At 40.5% G+C, this 19,084-nt stretch carries 18 protein-coding genes and 1 pseudogene; 9 read left to right on the top strand and 10 right to left on the bottom strand.

Going from position 1 to position 19,084, the window contains the following annotated elements; translation table 11 throughout:
• The 5 genes and pseudogenes from ACJAT7_RS07060 to rpmJ form a co-directional block, all read right to left on the bottom strand.
• A pseudogene (locus tag ACJAT7_RS07060) lies at positions 1-227 on the bottom strand (DNA-directed RNA polymerase subunit alpha); the annotation flags it as partial.
• 25 nt (positions 228-252) lie between these two features.
• A complete protein-coding gene (gene rpsD / locus ACJAT7_RS07065) occupies positions 253-873 on the bottom strand; it encodes a 30S ribosomal protein S4 (RefSeq protein WP_415226095.1) in 621 nt (206 codons plus the stop codon).
• A 33-nt stretch (positions 874-906) separates the two neighbouring features.
• Positions 907-1,296: a 30S ribosomal protein S11 gene (gene rpsK / locus ACJAT7_RS07070; RefSeq protein ID WP_415226096.1), complete on the bottom strand. Its 390-nt coding sequence runs from the start codon at positions 1,294-1,296 to the stop codon at positions 907-909.
• Positions 1,297-1,308: 12 nt separating this feature from the next.
• The gene (rpsM, locus tag ACJAT7_RS07075) at positions 1,309-1,665 is read right to left on the bottom strand and encodes a 30S ribosomal protein S13 (RefSeq protein ID WP_415226097.1); all 357 of its coding nucleotides are present in this window, start codon (positions 1,663-1,665) and stop codon (positions 1,309-1,311) included.
• 120 nt (positions 1,666-1,785) lie between these two features.
• Positions 1,786-1,899: a 50S ribosomal protein L36 gene (gene rpmJ, locus ACJAT7_RS07080; RefSeq protein WP_011770886.1), complete on the bottom strand. Its 114-nt coding sequence runs from the start codon at positions 1,897-1,899 to the stop codon at positions 1,786-1,788.
• 592 nt (positions 1,900-2,491) lie between these two features.
• Between rpmJ and ACJAT7_RS07085 the strand changes: the two genes are divergently transcribed.
• The gene (locus ACJAT7_RS07085; protein ID WP_415226098.1) at positions 2,492-3,901 is read left to right on the top strand and encodes a glycoside hydrolase family 1 protein; all 1,410 of its coding nucleotides are present in this window, start codon (positions 2,492-2,494) and stop codon (positions 3,899-3,901) included.
• A 73-nt stretch (positions 3,902-3,974) separates the two neighbouring features.
• Here ACJAT7_RS07085 and ACJAT7_RS07090 read toward each other — a convergent pair whose 3' ends face one another.
• Together ACJAT7_RS07090 and ACJAT7_RS07095 are read right to left on the bottom strand one after the other, a co-directional pair.
• Positions 3,975-4,718, bottom strand: a complete 744-nt coding sequence (locus tag ACJAT7_RS07090; protein WP_415226099.1) for a DUF6933 domain-containing protein — start codon at positions 4,716-4,718, stop codon at positions 3,975-3,977.
• A 267-nt stretch (positions 4,719-4,985) separates the two neighbouring features.
• Entirely contained in the window at positions 4,986-5,864 is an 879-nt protein-coding gene (locus ACJAT7_RS07095; protein ID WP_415226127.1) for a LysR substrate-binding domain-containing protein, read from the bottom strand.
• Positions 5,865-6,003: 139 nt separating this feature from the next.
• Here ACJAT7_RS07095 and ACJAT7_RS07100 point away from each other — a divergent pair, with 139 nt between their 5' ends.
• Complete coding sequence (locus ACJAT7_RS07100; RefSeq protein WP_415226100.1) at positions 6,004-7,134, top strand: S-(hydroxymethyl)glutathione dehydrogenase/class III alcohol dehydrogenase; 1,131 nt, start codon at positions 6,004-6,006, stop codon at positions 7,132-7,134.
• Between the two features lie 44 nt (positions 7,135-7,178).
• Complete coding sequence (fghA, locus tag ACJAT7_RS07105; RefSeq protein ID WP_415226101.1) at positions 7,179-8,030, top strand: S-formylglutathione hydrolase; 852 nt, start codon at positions 7,179-7,181, stop codon at positions 8,028-8,030.
• 355 nt (positions 8,031-8,385) lie between these two features.
• Here fghA and ACJAT7_RS07110 read toward each other — a convergent pair whose 3' ends face one another.
• Positions 8,386-8,643, bottom strand: coding sequence for an HPr family phosphocarrier protein (locus ACJAT7_RS07110; RefSeq protein ID WP_415226102.1), 258 nt, complete (start codon positions 8,641-8,643; stop codon positions 8,386-8,388).
• Between the two features lie 221 nt (positions 8,644-8,864).
• Positions 8,865-9,962 carry a DUF3541 domain-containing protein gene (locus ACJAT7_RS07115; protein ID WP_415226103.1) on the bottom strand — a complete coding sequence of 366 codons (1,098 nt, stop codon included), beginning with the start codon at positions 9,960-9,962 and terminating at the stop codon, positions 8,865-8,867.
• Positions 9,963-10,667: 705 nt separating this feature from the next.
• On the opposite strand from ACJAT7_RS07115, the gene ACJAT7_RS07120 reads away from it, so the two are divergent.
• The 6 genes from ACJAT7_RS07120 to ACJAT7_RS07145 all read left to right on the top strand — a co-directional run bounded on the left by ACJAT7_RS07120 (position 10,668) and on the right by ACJAT7_RS07145 (position 17,602).
• Complete coding sequence (locus ACJAT7_RS07120) at positions 10,668-11,909, top strand: diguanylate cyclase domain-containing protein (RefSeq protein ID WP_415226104.1); 1,242 nt, start codon at positions 10,668-10,670, stop codon at positions 11,907-11,909.
• A 319-nt stretch (positions 11,910-12,228) separates the two neighbouring features.
• The gene (locus ACJAT7_RS07125; protein ID WP_415226105.1) at positions 12,229-13,410 is read left to right on the top strand and encodes a M48 family metallopeptidase; all 1,182 of its coding nucleotides are present in this window, start codon (positions 12,229-12,231) and stop codon (positions 13,408-13,410) included.
• Positions 13,411-13,449: 39 nt separating this feature from the next.
• A complete protein-coding gene (locus tag ACJAT7_RS07130) occupies positions 13,450-14,112 on the top strand; it encodes a TIGR00266 family protein (protein WP_415226106.1) in 663 nt (220 codons plus the stop codon).
• 16 nt (positions 14,113-14,128) lie between these two features.
• Complete coding sequence (locus ACJAT7_RS07135; RefSeq protein ID WP_415226107.1) at positions 14,129-14,812, top strand: TIGR00266 family protein; 684 nt, start codon at positions 14,129-14,131, stop codon at positions 14,810-14,812.
• Between the two features lie 11 nt (positions 14,813-14,823).
• A complete protein-coding gene (locus tag ACJAT7_RS07140) occupies positions 14,824-15,540 on the top strand; it encodes a TIGR00266 family protein (RefSeq protein WP_415226108.1) in 717 nt (238 codons plus the stop codon).
• 355 nt (positions 15,541-15,895) lie between these two features.
• Positions 15,896-17,602 (top strand): AMP-binding protein, encoded by a 1,707-nt coding sequence (locus ACJAT7_RS07145; protein ID WP_415226109.1) that lies wholly within the window; start codon positions 15,896-15,898, stop codon positions 17,600-17,602.
• 85 nt (positions 17,603-17,687) lie between these two features.
• Here the strand turns inward: ACJAT7_RS07145 and ACJAT7_RS07150 are convergent, their stop codons facing one another.
• Positions 17,688-18,779 carry a M20 family metallopeptidase gene (locus tag ACJAT7_RS07150; RefSeq protein WP_415226110.1) on the bottom strand — a complete coding sequence of 364 codons (1,092 nt, stop codon included), beginning with the start codon at positions 18,777-18,779 and terminating at the stop codon, positions 17,688-17,690.
• Positions 18,780-19,084: the final 305 nt, after the last annotated feature.

Genomic DNA, 19,084 nt, shown 5'->3' on the forward strand with positions numbered 1-19,084 from the left:
TCTTGTACGCCTTCTTTGGTGCTGTACTCATGTTGTACACCATCAATTTCGACTTCTGTTACCGCCGTTCCCGGCATAGATGATAACAATATACGACGCAGCGCATTACCTAAAGTATGACCAAAACCACGTTCTAATGGCTCTAATGTCACTTTGGCTCTAGTTGTTGAGACTTGCTCGATATCAACTAATCTTGGTTTTAGAAAGTCAATTACAGAACCCTGCATTTGTTTTCTCTCTTAGCAGTTAACTTTACTTAGAGTAAAGTTCGATGATTAACTGTTCGTTAATCTCAGCAGATAAATCTGAACGTTCAGGTTGACGAGTAAATACGCCTTCCATTTTCGTTGTATCAACAGAAACCCAAGTAGGGACTTCACGCTGACCAGCGATTTCAAGTGCAGCGCCAATACGTGCTTGATTTTTAGCTTTTTCACGAATTGCGATAACGTCACTTGCTTTAACGTTGAAAGAAGGAATATTTACAACTTTACCGTTTACTAGAATAGACTTGTGGCTAACTAGTTGACGTGATTCAGCGCGAGTAGCACCAAAACCCATACGGTAAACAACATTGTCTAAACGACCTTCAAGAAGTTGAAGCAGGTTTTCACCTGTGTTGCCTTGTAAACGTGCCGATTCTTTGTAGTAGTTACGGAATTGCTTTTCAAGTACACCGTACATACGACGCACTTTTTGCTTTTCACGCAGTTGTAAACCGTAGTCTGAAAGACGCGGTTTACGTGCACCATGAACCCCTGGTGCATTATCAATTTTACACTTAGATTCAATCGCGCGGACACCTGATTTTAAGAATAAATCAGTTCCTTCACGACGGCTAAGCTTAAGCTTAGGACCTAAATATCTAGCCATTTTACTTTCTCCAATTACCTAACTACGCCGTAATTAAACGCGACGTTTCTTCGGTGGACGACAACCATTATGCGGAATAGGTGTTACGTCTGTAATATTAGTTACACGGAAACCTGCCGTGTTTAGAGCGCGAATCGAAGATTCACGACCAGGTCCTGGTCCATTTACAAAAACTTCTACGTTTTGAAGACCGTACTCTTTAGCAGCTTCTGCCGCACGTTCAGCAGCAACCTGTGCAGCGAACGGAGTAGATTTACGTGAACCACGGAAACCTGAACCACCAGCAGTTGCCCAAGAAAGTGCATTACCTTGGCGGTCTGTAATCGTTACGATTGTGTTGTTGAAAGAAGCATGGATATGAGCCATACCATCAGCAACTTGCTTTTTCACACGCTTGCGAGAGCGAGTTGGAGTTTTAGCCATGAATCTCTTTCCCTATTTTCTGATTGCTTTGCGCGGACCTTTACGAGTACGAGCATTTGTTTTAGAACGTTGTCCACGTACAGGCAAGCTGCGACGATGACGAAGTCCACGGTAACAACCAAGGTCCATAAGACGTTTGATGTTCATAGAAACTTCACGACGTAAATCACCTTCGACAGTGAACGTAGCTACTTCTGTACGAAGTGCTTCGATTTGTGCTTCATCCAGATCTTTAAGCTTGGTTGATTCAGCAATACCTGCAGCTGCACAGATTTTCTGTGAGCTAGTTTTACCGATACCAAAAACTGCAGTTAATGCGATAACTGCATGCTTGTGATCAGGAACATTAATGCCAGCGATACGAGCCACTATGCACTCCTTTAGAGTTTAATAAGTCATCTGCAAAAGGCCTCTTGGCCTGTACAAATGATGTTTAAATAAAACAATATCTAATGGAAAGTCAAATATTGTTGGTATCCAAAAAATCTATTAGCCTTGGCGTTGTTTATGCTTTGGCTCTACACAGATAACACGCACCACACCGTGGCGTTTGATAACTTTGCAGTTACGACAGATTTTTTTGACGGATGCACGAACTTTCATTGCAACACTCCGAGTTAGTATGTTTACTGGTAACTAGCTACTGAAACATAATTATGTAATTTGTAAAATGGTCATAAAAGGGGAACCCAAAAATCGAATATACCGTTTAATTTATAGCGAGACCAAATCGCGACGTAATATAGCAAATGTTTATTTCATGTTCGAGAGTTACTTACTGTAAATTGAATAATTATCTCGCTATGGACAGTATTTATGCTGTTTTAGCTGCAGATGCTCTCCAAATGTGATGTTTTAATGCATTTTATGCTGCTTCCCGATAACTTATTGTACCAAGCTTCCTAATTTATTTTGTGTTTTTTTTTGGTTTAAATCTTTGCTACGTTGTTTTACCACTTGCTGCGTTAACCAAAGCGCTGAGTGGATTTAGTAAATACAAAATATTCAGTGTCGGTCCTGTCAAATCTACAAATGGTTGACAAAAAGTGATCTGCACACCATTTTTGATGGCATGCATTAGCTGGAGTAATTTATCTCTTATTTTAATTGAGTTGTGATCGTCTTTTCATTGTTTTTTAATAAGATCAACTTTTCAACTTTTCAACTTTAATCCACCGTTTATAAAGGAGTTTTTATGTCTTTTCGTTTTCCGGATGAATTTTTATGGGGGGGCGCTACCGCTGCCAACCAGATTGAGGGCGCACATAATGCCGATGGAAAGGGGCTCTCAACATCTGATGTGCAACCTTTCGGATCTTTTGGCGAATTAAAACAGCGTCAAGCAGGCGATTTCAATCTCAAAGATACCGCTATCGATTTTTATCATAGGTATCCGGACGATATTGCCCTGTTTGCTGAGCTGGGTTTTACCTGTTTTCGCCTGTCAATTGCCTGGAGCCGGATTTTCCCGAAGGGAGATGAATTAGTGCCGAATGAACTTGGCTTGGCATATTATGACAAAATATTTGATGAGTTAGAGAAACATGGCATTGTCCCTCTGGTAACACTCTCTCATTATGAGATGCCCTTATATTTAGCGCAGCAATACCAAGGCTGGAAAAGCAGAGAATTAATCGGCTTTTTTGAACGCTATGCCCGTGTTGTATTTTCCAGATATGGCAACAGGGTAAAGCAATGGTTAACCTTTAATGAGATAAATATCTCTCTGCATGAACCGTTCACGGGAGCGGGTATTCCACGCGGAAGTGACTCACAAAGCCTATATCAGGGGATGCATCATCAACTTGTGGCCAGTGCCAAAGCGGTAAAAGCATGCCATGAGCTGATACCGGATGCTAAAATCGGCAATATGATGTTAGGCGCGATTCAGTACCCATTGACCCCTGATCCTGATGATGTTTTAGCCGCCTTGCAGGAAAATCGAGATTGGTTGTTTTTCGGTGATGTACAATGCCGCGGTTATTATCCAAGCTATATGACGCGCAAATTTAAAGAGATCGGTGTTTCGCTGGATATTAGCGAAGCGGATAAAGAAGCCTTAAAAGAGACCGTTGATTTCATCTCTTTTAGCTATTATATGACCGGGTGTATCAGTGTTAATAATAAATCGATGCAAATGACCGATGAAAAGATGCTGGCTATGGGTAAAAATCCGTATCTGGAAACCACAGATTGGGGCTGGCAAATTGATCCTAAAGGTCTGCGGATTGTGCTCAATTTCCTCTATGATCGTTACCAAAAACCGTTATTTATTGTTGAAAACGGCTTAGGCGCGGTCGATCAGGTAAATGAGCAGGGTGAGATTGAAGATGATTACCGCATTGCCTATCTCAATGATCACTTATATCAGGTAGGTGAAGCGCTGCAAGATGGTGTGGAGGTGATGGGATATACCAGTTGGGGGCCTATTGATTTAGTCAGTGCTTCGACGGCGCAGATGTCTAAACGCTATGGTTTCATCTATGTAGATCGTGATGATAACGGGCAGGGCAGTTTAGCGCGTAAACGTAAAAAAAGCTTTTATTGGTATCAAAGCGTTATTAAGTCACAGGGCGAAAATCTTCGCGCGCCTGCCGAGTCATAGTGAGATAAGTAGGTGAAAGAAAACTGCCAGTGTCGGTTTCCTTTTACATTAAAGCTGCTGCCTTAAGCAGCGGCTATTTTCTGTAATCTTTAATATTAAACACATTAGAAGAGAGGGCGTTATTGGTGCTCTGTGAAACAGCGCTTTTAGCAGCAGAATTTTTTTCAATTCTACTGATAGGGGGCTCTTGCATCGATAGATTGAGCCAATTTGCGACAAACTCTTCAGAGGGATAGAAATAATCTTTTTGTCCCTTAGTTTTGCGAAGAGTTTTGCCGGTAAATTGATTAAACTCCAAGCAACTCTGTGGATGAAAATCAAAAGCATCATCATAAACACAGCGTTCAAGGTGCCATGCCACATCGTTAATATGCGCTTGCACACTTCTATCACCACGCTGATAAAATTCGCAGGTTAAATAACTGGCATTGTAAATATCAGCCGCAACTTCCACCTCTTCGCTACTTATCCCTGCAAGAGAGGCTAAGCAATTGAAATTAGTCATCAAATGAAGTTCAAAGGTATTAAGAAAATCAAGTTCATCGCCTTTTTTGCCCGCATAGAAACAGATTGAAAAACGGCTGTGATAATCCATCACAATTAATACTTTTTTACGTTTTAGCGTGATGCAATGTACTACCCAGTGCCATGGCATGGCCAGCTGCTCTGTATCTGTAAGATCGTCGGGATAAAACGGATTAGCAACTGATTCGGCTATTGTTTTATGAGGATGCTGCTTAATCGGAGAGTGCTTTACTTTGTTTTTTGTGCAAGTAAAAAAATCGCTAGCTGCTTTGGTGCAGTTGAAAACTAACATAATAATCCCTCATACTTTAACAGTCTGAATCTAAGATAAGCTAGCTCTTGCTAGGGCGATTGCTTCACTTACCATTAAATAATTGTTAGTGAACTTAATTAATTCTCACATGGCGCTTGCTCTTTAGCAACTGCTGTCTTAAAGCTTTTCGATTATCATGGAAGGGCTGTTGCGTTGCATAAATTGTCTAACAGTCATTTGAGCAATGAATGTTTGATTGAATTTAACTTTACAGTCAGCGTCGAACTGCAGGCGTTTTCATCGTTATCAATTCCTAATAAGCAGTTTTGCCGATAAAAATTCTATCAATAAGCTTACTTTAACCGATAAGTAGCGATTGTTAGGGTAGACAGCCCATATTCCTTGTTGAGCCTCTCTGTAGTGGCTTAAACACTCAATTAACTGTCCCCTGTTTAATGCTTGTTGCACATAATAATCTGGTAATTGTGCTAACCCCAAACCTTTTAATGCCGCATCCGTTAAAGCAAAACCACTGTTACAGTTTATCGTCCCCTTAATACGGATATTTTTTTCTTTACCCTGTTCGTTAAAAGACCATACGGGCGAGCTGCCCACTAAGCAATTGTGTAGTTCTAATTCAGATAAACTATAAGGTTGACCAAATTTATTGAGATAACTTGGAGATGCACAAACATAGAGCTGTCTTTGCGAGAGTTTTTTAGCAATCATACTTGAATTTTCCAGGTGACCGATACGAATAGCTAAATCAAAGTTGTGTTCAACCAAGTCTAAGGTTTGATTTGATAAGACTAATTGTAATTCCAGCGCAGGGTATAAGATCATAAAATCATTTAATAGCGGCGCTATTATCTGCTCACCATAAGTAATAGGGGCGGTGATTTTTAAACGACCTTGCGGTACCTGGTTTAAATCGTTGATGGCAAGATCTGCTTGTTGCAGGCCATCCACTAATTGTTCGCAGTGTTTAAAATAGGCAAACCCTGCATCTGTCACAGTGATTTTTCGGGTGGTGCGAATCAGTAATTTCGTTGCCAACCGTTTCTCGAGTTGCGCCACCTTGCGGCTAATCTGCGCAACTGAGGTATTAAGCTGCTTGGCAGCTTGCGTAAAACTTTCTTTTTGTACGACAGCAACAAATTCGCTAATACCTAACCAACTGTCCATAATGAGTACCAAGTTTGCCATATTGACTCGTATTATTACATATATGTAATTATGTTTTTCATTTTAACTCAATTGTTACTGTTTTATTTATATCTATAATGGCACTGTATATCACCCGTTTTTATTATTAGGAGTTACTATGACTGACCAATTTATTAAATCTAAAGCTGCCATTGCCTGGGGGAAAAATCAGCCTCTTTCAATTGAAGAAGTTGATGTTATGTTACCGCGCAAAGGTGAAGTCTTAGTGCGTATCGTCGCAACTGGGGTTTGTCATACGGATGCATTTACCCTTTCAGGAGAAGATCCTGAAGGTGTATTTCCTGCGATCCTTGGCCACGAAGGAGCTGGGGTTGTCGAGCAGCTTGGTGAAGGCGTGACCAGCGTTCAAATCGGTGATCATGTTATTCCTTTATACACAGCCGAGTGTGGCGAGTGTAAATTTTGTAAATCAGGGAAAACTAATTTATGCAGTGCGGTGCGTGAAACGCAGGGGAAAGGTCTGATGCCAGACGGCACCACCCGTTTTTATAAAGATGGTCAGCCCATCTACCATTATATGGGCTGCTCTACTTTCTCTGAATATACTGTGCTACCGGAAATTTCACTGGCCAAGATAAATAAAGAAGCCCCCCTTGAAGAGGTTTGTTTATTAGGTTGCGGCGTAACCACGGGTATGGGCGCGGTATTAAATACGGCGAAAGTTGAACCGGGTGATAATGTTGCTATTTTTGGTTTAGGCGGGATTGGGCTTTCAGCCATTATCGGCGCAAAAATGGCCGGTGCAAATCATATTATCGGTATTGATATCAATGAAAGTAAATTTGCACTGGCAAAAAAACTGGGTGCAACCGCCTGTATAAATCCCAATGATTACGATAAACCAATTCAAGATGTGATTGTTGAGATGACAGATGGCGGCGTGGAATATTCATTTGAATGTATCGGTAATGTCGATGTTATGCGCAGCGCATTGGAGTGCTGTCATAAAGGTTGGGGTGAGTCAGTGATTATTGGCGTTGCCGGAGCGGGTAAAGAAATTTCCACTCGCCCGTTTCAACTCGTTACCGGTCGCGTATGGCGCGGCAGTGCATTTGGCGGCGTCAAAGGACGTTCGCAATTACCGGATATTGTAAATCGTTATATGGCGGGTGAATTTGCGTTAGATGATTTTATTACTCACACCATGGGGTTAGATAAAATTAACGATGCCTTTGATTTAATGCATCAAGGGAAAAGTATTCGTTCTGTTATTCATTTTGACAAGTAATTAAATCGGGCTGCGTCAGCGGCCCGATTTTTTGGAGCAGAGATATGTTACAAGATATTAGTCAAAATAAAGTTGCTGATGGTTGGCATAAACAGTATCAGCACGACTCGAACAGCTTAAATTGCACAATGCGGTTTGCCATTTATTTGCCGCCGAATGCCTCACAGCAAAACCGCGTGCCGGTTTTATATTGGTTATCCGGGTTAACCTGTGACGATCAAAATTTTATGCAAAAAGCAGGCGCATTCAAATTGGCTGCAAAGCTGGGTATTGCAATTGTCACGGCAGATACCAGTCCGCGCGGTGAAAATGTACCGGATGATGAAAATGGTGCCTATGACGTGGGTTTAGGGGCAGGCTTTTATGTCAATGCGCTGCAGTCACCATGGCATAACCATTATCAAATGTATGATTACATCACGCAAGAATTACCGCAATTGATTGAACAGCATTTTCCTGTGAGTGATAAAAAATCAATTTCCGGGCATAGCATGGGGGGGCATGGCGCATTGGTCATTGGGCTAAGAAACCAGTTAGCCTATCAATCCATTTCTGCATTTAGTCCCATCTGCAACCCCATTAATAGCCCGTGGGGAAAAAAAGCATTCACCTTGTATTTAGGTGATAAACAGGAAAACTGGTTACCTTATGATGCTTGCGAGCTAATCAAACAGGGATGCACTTTACCTATTTTGGTTGATCAGGGCGACAGCGATCAATTTCTGCAGGAACAGTTAAAACCTCAATCGTTAGTGAACGCGGCGCAGTTAAAAAAAGTGGATTTGCGATTAAATATGCGTGAAGGCTATGATCATAGTTATTTCTTTATCTCCACTTTTATTGATGACCACCTTAAGTTTCATGCCCATTATCTAATGCAAAATAGTGGCGTGTGAACAGTTGACAGATTGCCGGCCCTGTTTGTTGGTTTGAAAACGCTCATAAAGGTACAGGGCAAAGTTTCTGTTATGGGGGTTTAGCGTAATCTGAGTGCAGTTGGTTTTGAGTGTTCCTAAATATTGTCCAAATGGTTGCTGAAATTAACAATCACAATAGCTAAGACATTTTAATCAATTGGCTTCCAATCTTTTAAAGATTGGAAGCCAATTCCTGTGATCCTTATAAACAATCCTCAACCTTATTTGTGTTGATAGAAATTATAACAGTGCTTTGGCAAAAGCTATCTCTGGGGGGCCACGATGCCAGATATAATCATCTAACTTTAAAAAGAGGACAAAACTATATTAATAACTATACAAGTTTAGCCATTAGATCAACTAACGTAGTAACTGCTTTTTGTTCATCAGCACCTTCTGCTTTGATATTTACCGATGTACCTTGAGTTAAACCCAACGTTTGCAATTTAAAGAGGCTTTTAGCACTTGCAGATTTACCACTAACTTCAACAGAAATTTCAGATACAAAAGATTTAGCTTCTTTAACAAATTGAGCAGCTGGACGAGTATGTAGGCCGTTTGGAGCTGTGATAGTTACCGTTTTTTGATACATAGAAACACCTTTATTTATGAGAGATTATGGTTACTTTAATTATTAATAAATTTAAACACCGCCCTAGAATAACCAATAATCATATCTCAGCAATAGAATAACGGCCTTTCTATCTGTTAAATCTGGGCTGTGTCACGCTTTAATGGTAATCGCCCCCGTTAGTCTGATGGGGGATTGTATTGTGATGATTCCCTGCGTGCTGGGAACTGAATATGTTGAGCCTATTTTGCGATTAAACCATAGGGTACACGGTTAAAAATAGCTGCTTGTTGGGTGATGGTGGGGGCCTGATGGGGTTCTTGCCAATCCATTAGCATAATGGCCAACACGTTGCGGTGTTCCGAAGAGGATAAATCGAAATCCCCGTTAACCGAGGGGATCATCCCATGTTGATGATCAAATGCCTGCTCTATTACCCTTTGGCTTTTTAGTACCAGTGGATCCTTAATTAATCCCGCCAGTAAAAAATTAATCCCCACCTCGGCAACTACATCGGCTTTACAACGGCGCAGGATTAAATCGATATTGCTGCGATAATAATCGTATATCCACTGAAAATCCGACTCTTTAACAGGGCGTTGGTAATAGTGAGAGGCGGCTATAATAATATGTGTTAAGCCATATATTTTATTCATAAATTGTTGCTCAGAGAGTTTTTCATCCTCACTGTCGGGGTAGGTTTTTCGGAATGCGGTTATAAATGGCTCAACGACATCTTGCTCACCTAATTGGCGCAACCAATAGACCTGATTAGCGAGTTGCGCCGCCCATGCTTTAATCATCTTTTCATCGCTGACATATTTTTTGAAATCATAGCGGCGCAGTACTTCGCGCAATTTTGCATCATTTTTATGTTTTAACCCATATTCATTGGCTCGCGCCATAGAGCCCAGTAAATCAACCCCCAGATACAGGTATTCGGGCCTGCTTTTAGTGGCTTGGTAACGTAATCTAGTGCGTGTTTTGCTGCTGGCAGCATAAGACTGAATGCGTTTATCGGCATATCGTTGGATCTGCAAGGGTTGATGCACTTCGCTGGAAAAATAGTTAAGCGAACTGGCAATGCGTGCCATATCGGACCAAATGGCCATGGAATATTTATTGTCCAATGTTTGCCGATACATGCGTAACCCATAGTGGCCTGCTTTAAAGGGCGGCAAGGTAAATAATTGCTGCTCAAAGGTGGTTTTTATCTGCTGCGCATCTTGCTGTAAGTGGCTGGCCAGTGTTATCTGTTTTATGGTTAAAGTTTGCTGTGCATAAGCAGGCGTAAGCAGCAATGAGATAATAAGTAACCCGCGCATTAGTAAGAGTTGCATGCTATTCCTTATCGATTATAAATGATTGTTTTCAAATGGTTTGGCTATACACATGGTAACTAATTCGCACGCTTTTTGGGGCGAACAAAAGAGAACCTTTAGCGCTTTGAAGATACTCTGCTTGGGTGATAAAGCCAATAGCGGCTATCAGTGTCATACCAATTACGTGTTGAATATTAAAACTCCGGTGTTATTTTCAGGAAAGAAAGATTCTGGCCCATATATTGAATCTGCACATTAATTAAAATGAAGACGTTAATATGAACGGCGTTGATGATTTTTGCTTTTGTATCGTCACTGATCGCTTTTAAAATGACGAATTTATATTGATTCGCTATTTTATTGGGAATTAGAAAAGATAAAAAGTACGCGTTTTAAAGAGAGCTGTTCCTTTCCTAATGGATAAAATGATATTGATAATGTTGTTAAACTGTGAACATACGCAAGTTACGCTTATCTAAAGGAAAATATATTGTGACCGGTAACGGCTTAAGGTTTACATTGGTGGTAATAATTATAAATATAAATAAAAGCTAAAGAAAATCACAGATAGCGCTAATGTTATTCTCATACAAATGAAATCATCACCTTGAGTTTAACTACTAGCCGTTATTTTCAGCAGCAGTAATAGCTGTTTAGCAAATGATGGCACGCTCTCTTTGAAATAACTCATTCTGAGGCGCTTATACCCTAAAGGAATTATTTATGTCGCAATATAAACCAACAGAAGATAATGGCAGTTCTGATACATTCGATTTTGACCTGGAAAGCTCCGATAGCAATTCCAAAGCTGTTGTTGAACTTGCGAAATATAAGCAATCTGAGGATGCTGTTAATGCTCAGACGTCTGCTTTCGCACAGGTGATGTCACAGATGAACATTGTCGATCGTAGTGCATTTGACAAAAAATATTCTCAGCTTTGGCAAGAGGCAAGTAATGAAGATACATTACTATCTGTGTTTCTGTGCGAAATAGACTTCTTTAATGCTTACAATGATAACTACGGGCAACAAGGCGCATCTTTTATGTTACTCGTGGTTGGCCTCGCCTTGAAGAATATATGTGAAAAACATGGCTGTTTTTTGGCGCATTATCAAAAAGAAGAGTTTGGTATTTTAATGAAAGGGGGGGATCAAAAACAAGCTTCAGAAATAGCGGAAAGTATGCGCGAAGCTGTTGAGGCCTCGCATACTGAACATAAGTATTCTAGTGTTAACAGCTTTGTTACTTTGAGCATTGGGGTATCAAGTCTTTACCCAAGTTCAATGAAGGTCTTAATGGGAAAAGTTGATGGTGCATTAGATCAGGCAAAAAAATCAGGGCGAAATCAAGTATTCGGAGATTTTCCGCAGAAAACAGAGAATAGTGTTGCAGAAGTGCCAGTGACAACAGAAAAAAATAAAGAAGCGGAAAAAATTCCTGATGATATCGAAGAATCTAATTTTAAACAGTTTCTGTTAGATATGGAGGTCGCCGATCGTACTGCTTTCAATAAAGATTTTGGTAAACTTTGGAAAGAAAGCTGCGATGAGAAAGAAATGTTATCTATGATTATATGTGGATTTGATTACTTCCAACCGTTTACTGAACATTATGGTACACAAGCCAGTGAAGACGCCTTACTTATCGTTGCTTTTTCTTTGCAGCAGACATGTGAAAAATATGGCGGTTTTGTTTACCATTTGAGTGATGAGAATTTTATTGTCTTGCTTAAAGGGGGGAATGCGACTCAAGCATTAAGAATAGCTGAGCAGATACACCTATTGGTGGCTGAGGTAAATACCGAGCATAAATGCTCTGAAGTAAGTGATGTTATTACTGTGAGTATCGGTTTATCAAGTACATTGCCAAGTCATCTGAATTCTATGGCATTGTTAAGAGATGAATCTAAGAAAGCATTTCATGCTGCGATCAAGGCAGGTAGAAATCAGACAAGCGTGTTTTAATAACAATAAAAATCAGATTGTAGTTAATGCCGTTCCGTTAAGATGAACGGCATTTTTATTTCTTGTAACTTGACATTAATGGCTCGTCCATCTATTTCCTCAATTACTTTTAAACAACCAAAACAGCCTCTATCCTCTATCCTTTATGGTTTAGTAACGGTAAAAAGTTTCAGTATATTAATGACGACTCAAACTTTATGCACCAATCTCTTGCTCAACTTGTTAATTCGTTTACTATAAAATTATTTTTAATGTGTTTAATATTTACATATCAATCATTTGGCGATTAAACAGAGCTGTGAATTACAATGGAACAAGTATGAAAGAAAATAGGCTTGAATATCAATACCCCTGTCATGGTATTCATTCATCCCTTGCTAATGGCCGGGCTTCCGGACTATTAATCATTTCTAAAACAGGTCTATCATTTGTGATTAAAGGTGAGCAGATCCATTTTGATTTTGATGGTTTAGTAATTTCTCAGGGGGGAGCAAGTGATAGGCTGATTTTCTTCAAACATCTCTGTAATCGACAATGGTCTTTTTATTGCTCAGATAGATCCGTACTCAAAAATCCCATCCTTAAACAATATCCGCATTTACAACGTGTTATGACGCGCTCACGCAATAAGCGGCAGTTCAACTGGTTGATACTCGCGACTGTGCTTTTACTTTGTGTGCTTGTTCCTGTCGCCATACTTGGGAGCATGGATCTGTTTAGTAAGACAATCGCCAAACAAATTCCGCTTGAGTGGGAAGAACAACTAGGCCGTTCTAGTTTCGAACAGTATTCACTGCAATCTGAGCTTATGAATAAGGTCCAAGCAGAGCAGCTTCTCGATCCTTTAATACAACCATTACTGGCTGCTTTACCAGATAAACGTTACCAATACAGCTTCTATATTAGTGATGATCCGCAATTAAATGCTTTTGCTTTGCCGGGAGGTATTGTCGTTATTAACTCGGGGCTGATTTTAGCAGCGGATTCTGCCAATGAACTACTGGCTGTTGTCGGCCATGAAATAATCCATGTTCGAGCGCAACATGGTATCCGCAACCTTATCTCCAGCGCCGGAACTTACCTTATCTTATCAGCTCTACTTGGCGATGTTTCTGGGCTGATGGGGGTTGTGGTTGATTCCGCCCCTTTGCTGATCAATCAAGGATATTCGCGACAGTTTGAATCTGAGGCAGATCAGTTAAGTTTTGATAATTTGCTTGCGGCCAATATAGATCCTAAAGGTTTGGCGACATTCTTTGAAAAGTTGCTTATAAAAGAAAAAAACAGGTTGGATAAGATAGAGGATGAAGCGCAACGCGATCTCATTGAAACGGGATTAATATTTTTAAGTTCACACCCTGCAACAGAGCAGCGCATCGATAGTTTAAAGGCGCGTGCTGCACATATTGATGCAGATTTTATCGAATTAACAATCGAGTTCAGGCAACTGCAAGCAGCGGTAACAGAATTTATTGTCAAACCACCGGAATCAGAGCAGTAAGCTAATTCTACAAATAAAGTAATAAAAAAAGGGAATCTGATGGAAGCTGAAATTAAGGGAACGCAAGCCTTTTCCTATATCGATATCGAATTACAGCCAGGAGAAACAATTATTAGTGAATCTGATGCCATGAGCAGCATGGATGCGGATATTGACTTAACAGCGACATTCAATGGTGGTTTATTTAAAGGACTTTTAAAAAAATATCTGGGCGGCGAAACGCTCTTTGTAAGCCGCTTTAGTAATAATACCGATGCCCCAAAAAAGATAACGCTGGTGCAGCCGGTACCCGGGGAGATCCGTTGTTACGAACTAGAGGGGGGCGAATTTAATTTGCAACCGGGCGCTTATTTAGCTTCAACTCCCGATGTCACTTTAGGATTGCGCTGGGCGGGGTTAGTTTCTTTTATTGCGCGTGAAGGGCTGTTTAAATTAACGGTTTCTGGCACAGGAAAGGTTTGGTATGGGGCTTATGGCGCGCTCTTAGAGAAGGAGATTGACGGCGAATATATTGTCGATACGTCGCATCTGGTTGCATATGAGCCGGGGGTTAAATTAAAGCTGCAACTTGCTGGTGGTTTATTCTCCAGTTTCTTTGGCGGAGAGGGACTGGTTACACGCGTTGAAGGCAAAGGCAAAATTATAGTGCAAAGCCGAAGTGTTTCTGGGCTTGCTGGCTGGTTAAATCCAAAATTCAGATAATCTAGGGACAATTAAAATGGAAATTGAATTATTACACCGCCCAGGTAATAGCGCGGCAAAGGTGACATTACAAGCAGGTGAAACTATCACGGCTGAAGCGGGGGCGATGATCGCCATGAGTGGTAATATTGATATCACTACTACGACACATAAAAAGAACTCGGGTAGTTTATTTAAAGCGGCTAAACGAATGATGGCTGGTGAATCACTCTTTCTCAACCATTTTGCAGCGAAAGGTAAAACGGGTGAACTCTTTCTCGGTACGGCTCTGGCCGGCGATATGATGAGTTTGGAATTAGATAATGAAAGTTTAATCGTACAAAATGGTTCCTATTTAGCTTCCTCTGAGGGGATTGATGTTGATATGGGCTGGCAAGGTTTTAAAACATTGTTATCGGGCGAAAATGTTGTCTGGCTGAATCTAAAAGGTCAGGGCACTCTAATACTTTCCTCTTTTGGCGCTATCTACCCTATACAAGTTGACGGGGAATATATTATCGATTCGGGACATATTGTTGCTTTTGATGAAACACTTGATTTTACAATCACTAAAGCGGGGAAAAGCTGGATACATTCATTTCTTGGCGGCGAAGGATTAGTGTGTAAATTTAACGGCAAGGGCACTGTATGGTGTCAATCACATAATCCATCTAGTTTCGGTGGTGTATTAACGTCATCACTGCGTGCGCGTAAAGCCTAAAGGATATTATTATGAGTACAGACAACTCCCAAGAAACACCACAAAATAACACCTCCTCTGCGGATCCGCGCGGATTTAAATTTGAGATGGCAGGTCAGCCTGATTATGGCTTTGTCACTGTGCATCTGCCTGCCGGAGAAAAGCTTAAAGTAGAAGCTTCAGCCATGGCGACAATGGACACCAATATACGCATGAAAACTAAAATGCGTGGTGGTTTAGGCCGCTTGATCACAGGTGAAAATGTTTTCATTAATGAATTTAGCGCAGAGAATTTTACGGGTGAGATAGGTATTGCACCGGGTGCGCCGGGTGATCTACGCCATCTATATCTAGACAATGATACTATTTATCTACAAAATTCAGCGTTTGTTGCTTGCGGTTTTGATGTTGAGATAGAGAGTAAATGGCAAGGTTTAACGAAAGGTTTTTTCTCGGGAGAAAACCTGTTCTTAATTCGTGCTATGGGTACGGGTGATCTCTGGTTTAACTCCTACGGTGCAATAATAGAGATCGATGTTACTGAGGATTATGTAGTTGATACAGGGAATATTGTAGGCTTTACGTCGGGGCTCGAATATAAGGTAAGTAAAGTTGGTGGTTATAAATCACTGTTTTTTTCTGGTGAAGGTTTTGTTTGTCGTTTCTCCGGTCAAGGAAAAGTATGGATTCAAACCCGCAGCACAGCCGCTTTTGTGAGCTGGGCAAATTGGTTTAGACCGAGTAAATAACGTAAATGCTGATGCAGATGACTTGGGTTAAGCATATAAGGGCGCGGACTTCAGTCCGCCTGTTTTTATGTATAAGTGGACTGAAAAAAGGATGCGCAGAGCTCGTTTAAATTTATTCCTCCACGGCTCAACATTGTCATTTTTAATCGAAGATCTCGATGAAATATGGCTTAAGCAAAGCTCAGAATGTTTAATTAAAATCGATTAACCATAGCAATGAATTAATGAACCGCTTTAGCGGATCGCAAAGTGGTGAATAATAGGTCTCCTGAATAAAACTTACAATGCAGTTAGAGTTGATTTTTTACATGTTAGACTGATTACTTTTTAGTTCTTTTGGTAGCAAGGATCCTGAATGACCATACAGCTTGAACACAATACTTTGGCAGCGTTAACAAAACGTTCAACTTCTTTTTATGAAGACAATATTTTAGTCTCAAATATTGGCGATATTGAAATAACATACGGTCAAGCAGGAGAAAAAATAGCGCAGCTTCATACTATTTTCGGGGCGTTAGGAATAAAGCAGGGTGATAAAGTGGCTATCTGCAGCGAGAATATGCCCCATTGGGGAATTGTTTACCTCGCTATCACCTCCATGGGGGCGATAGTTGTGCCTATTTTAGCTGACTTCCATCGCAATGAAGTGCATCACATCATTAAACACTCTGAAGCTGTTGCTCTTTTTGTTTCTAACAAAATCAGCGCTAAATTTAACGAAGATGATTTCAGCAGCGCGCTACAGTATATTTTTTCATTGGAATCGCTTGAACTATTAGAAGATAAAACGCCGAAACACTCGGAACTGGTTAGTAAAGGTGCTGCAAAAATTGCCCAGATTAAGGCAAAAGCGCGGCAGCTGGCGCATCTGCAGGATGGTCGTCAGCCTGTAATAATTGATGAAAATGATCTTGCTTCGATTATCTATACCTCGGGTACAACCGGCCAATCAAAAGGGGTCATGCTGTCTCATAAAAACCTGATTTCACAGTTTCAGCAGATACAAAGCATGGTCAATATACACAGCGAAGATAAGTTTCTATCCATATTACCTCTGGCGCATACCTATGAGTGTTCTGCCGGGTTTTTAGTACCTTTTGCAACGGGCGCTTCCATTCATTACATCAGTAAAGTGCCTTCGCCAAAAATCATTCTGGCGGCGATGCAGAAAGTACAGCCGACCTGTATGCTATGTGTGCCGCTGGTCATTGAAAAAATTTACAAATCAAAAGTCTTGGCTCAGTTTAATAAAAACAGCGTGGTTAAATATCTCTATGAAAACGTCGCTTTTGCGCGTAAAAAATTAAATAAGATTGCAGGGAAAAAACTCCAGGAAAGTTTTGGCGGACAGATGCGTCTTTTTGGTATTGGCGGCGCCAAGTTATCGCCTTTTGTTGAGGCATTTTTACTTGAAGCCGATTTTCCCTATGCCATTGGTTACGGCCTGACTGAGACTGCGCCGATTATTGCCGCTGCGGCGCCCGGGTGCACAAAGCTCGGTACAACAGGATTAATTGTTCCACACATTGAATATCGGTTTGAAAAACAATCGGAAGAGATCCGTGACGGTGAGCTGCATGTACGCGGTCCGAATATTATGATGGGCTATTATAAAGATCCCGTGCGTACTGCCGAAGTATTAGATGAAGATGGCTGGTTAAATACCGGCGATCTCGGTTATATAGATGACAATGGTATCTTGACCATTAACGGGCGCAGTAAAAACGTGATTATCGGTGCAAGCGGGGAGAATATTTATTCCGAAGCTGTTGAATCTGTTATCAATCAGCACCCGCTGGTATTAGATTCTCTCGTTTATGAACTCGATCGGAAAGTGGTTGCTAAAATACACATTGATTACGACCAGTTTGATGAATCCCATAATGTAACTAATACCAGTGATTCTGCTCTGCATGGTGATATTTTATCGCTGTTGGAAGAGATTCGAACGGCTGCTAACGCACTACTTTCTAGCTATTCAAAGATAAGCAAAGTAGTCGAGCAGAGCGAACCCTTTATCAAGACCCCGACTAAAAAGATAAAACGCCATTTACATATTTAGGCGATTAATGTTTTAAGGTTATTGATTTTATGAGAAAGGTTTGTCTCTCCTCAATTAGTTTATTTCCCCTTTGAGTTGAGACGAATCATCTCACATTAAATGCCAGTAATATCTTGGTCATTTCATCTATACGCTGGATAAAACTTTTTTTTCTAGCTCGTTCGTGAATGGTATGATCACCATCACCAAAGGGCCCAAAACCATCAAGCGTTGCGACACCAACAGAAGAAACAATATTGGCATCACTCACGCCACCACGTTTTTCCGTTTTAAGTGAGTAGCCGAGTATTTTTTTCAGCTGCTCTAATAATTGAGCCTGCTTATCGGATGGTTGCATAACATCTCGCTGTATTCCTCCTGTTATTGTTGCCGTAACGCCTTCAACAAAGGTCTGATTAACAATCGTTTTAACGCCAAGTAGTAAACGGTCTTTCTCCTGGCTTTGGGTATAACGTATTTCGACAATAATTTCAGCTGTAGGTGATATGGTATTTGCGCCAAGGCCACCACTAAATTTGCCCGCATTTACCGTTGTTCCTTCGGCTAAATCAGTTAACTCTGTTAGTTTGATAATCATATGCGCAGCGGCTAAATTAGCATTACATCCATCAATATAATGGTTGCCCGCATGAGCCGCTTTACCCAGTAATGAAATAGTAAAGGTACCAACCCCTTTGCGGCCAATCACCACTTCATTATCAATACCAGCCGCTTCAAAAACTAAACAAACATCATAATCTTTCGCTAATTCAGCCGTTAACTGTTTACTGTCATCACTACCGCTTTCTTCGTCACTCACCAATAACATATCAATATTACAGATTGCTCCTTGTTTAGCTTTTACAGCTCGTAAAGCTTCAAGGGCAACTATATTGCCCCCTTTCATATCACATACCCCAGGGCCATACACCCACTCTTGATCTTCAGAAAAAGCAACAAAAGTATAAGGAGGAAAAACCGTATCTAAATGTCCCAATAATAAAACGCGTTTTTTGCCTTTTTGGAAGGGTGAATTAAATAACAGATGATCTCCTATCTCTTCTCGGGGAAACACTGTGCATTTATAACCAAGCGCTTCCAGCCATCCTCGGAAAATAACGCCATTTTCATCGACACCACATTTATTCTTGGTATATGAATTCAAATTGATAATGCTAGCTAATTCCGAAAAATCCATAGCTTTTCCCTATATGGCGGTTTGATTAATATTGTTTAAATAAAAGCAAACTTTCAAAATAAACAGACCCTAATATCACCCAAAAAGTTAACTTTTTACATTATGAACAGATGCACTTAGGGTAAGGCTTTTAGCGGATCCGCACTTTATTTACTGTAGATGAAAAAATGCTATAGCCAGGAGAGGTGTTGACCTATTTCAAACTGAGAAATAATCACAAATCATTGACATTATTAATTATTTGATTTCTAGTTAGTATAGTTAATTCATCTTTTTGTGCTACTTTTATACTTAATGTTGATGTG

Source organism: Psychromonas sp. (assembly GCF_047632995.1).
In the GTDB taxonomy this organism is placed as follows: Bacteria; Pseudomonadota; Gammaproteobacteria; order Enterobacterales; family Psychromonadaceae; genus Psychromonas.

Bases quoted from the DNA above. Each gene is read 5' to 3' on its own strand.
- rpsD (WP_415226095.1), bottom strand. From the start codon at position 873: ATGGCTAGATATTTAGGTCCTAAGCTTAAGCTTAGCCGTCGTGAAGGA.
- rpsK (WP_415226096.1), bottom strand. From the start codon at position 1,296: ATGGCTAAAACTCCAACTCGCTCTCGCAAGCGTGTGAAAAAGCAAGTT.
- rpmJ (WP_011770886.1), bottom strand. From the start codon at position 1,899: ATGAAAGTTCGTGCATCCGTCAAAAAAATCTGTCGTAACTGCAAAGTT.
- ACJAT7_RS07085 (WP_415226098.1), top strand. From the start codon at position 2,492: ATGTCTTTTCGTTTTCCGGATGAATTTTTATGGGGGGGCGCTACCGCT.
- ACJAT7_RS07090 (WP_415226099.1), bottom strand. From the start codon at position 4,718: ATGTTAGTTTTCAACTGCACCAAAGCAGCTAGCGATTTTTTTACTTGC.
- ACJAT7_RS07095 (WP_415226127.1), bottom strand. From the start codon at position 5,864: ATGGACAGTTGGTTAGGTATTAGCGAATTTGTTGCTGTCGTACAAAAA.
- ACJAT7_RS07100 (WP_415226100.1), top strand. From the start codon at position 6,004: ATGACTGACCAATTTATTAAATCTAAAGCTGCCATTGCCTGGGGGAAA.
- fghA (WP_415226101.1), top strand. From the start codon at position 7,179: ATGTTACAAGATATTAGTCAAAATAAAGTTGCTGATGGTTGGCATAAA.
- ACJAT7_RS07110 (WP_415226102.1), bottom strand. From the start codon at position 8,643: ATGTATCAAAAAACGGTAACTATCACAGCTCCAAACGGCCTACATACT.
- ACJAT7_RS07115 (WP_415226103.1), bottom strand. From the start codon at position 9,962: ATGCAACTCTTACTAATGCGCGGGTTACTTATTATCTCATTGCTGCTT.
- ACJAT7_RS07120 (WP_415226104.1), top strand. From the start codon at position 10,668: ATGTCGCAATATAAACCAACAGAAGATAATGGCAGTTCTGATACATTC.
- ACJAT7_RS07125 (WP_415226105.1), top strand. From the start codon at position 12,229: ATGAAAGAAAATAGGCTTGAATATCAATACCCCTGTCATGGTATTCAT.
- ACJAT7_RS07130 (WP_415226106.1), top strand. From the start codon at position 13,450: ATGGAAGCTGAAATTAAGGGAACGCAAGCCTTTTCCTATATCGATATC.
- ACJAT7_RS07135 (WP_415226107.1), top strand. From the start codon at position 14,129: ATGGAAATTGAATTATTACACCGCCCAGGTAATAGCGCGGCAAAGGTG.
- ACJAT7_RS07140 (WP_415226108.1), top strand. From the start codon at position 14,824: ATGAGTACAGACAACTCCCAAGAAACACCACAAAATAACACCTCCTCT.
- ACJAT7_RS07145 (WP_415226109.1), top strand. From the start codon at position 15,896: ATGACCATACAGCTTGAACACAATACTTTGGCAGCGTTAACAAAACGT.
- ACJAT7_RS07150 (WP_415226110.1), bottom strand. From the start codon at position 18,779: ATGGATTTTTCGGAATTAGCTAGCATTATCAATTTGAATTCATATACC.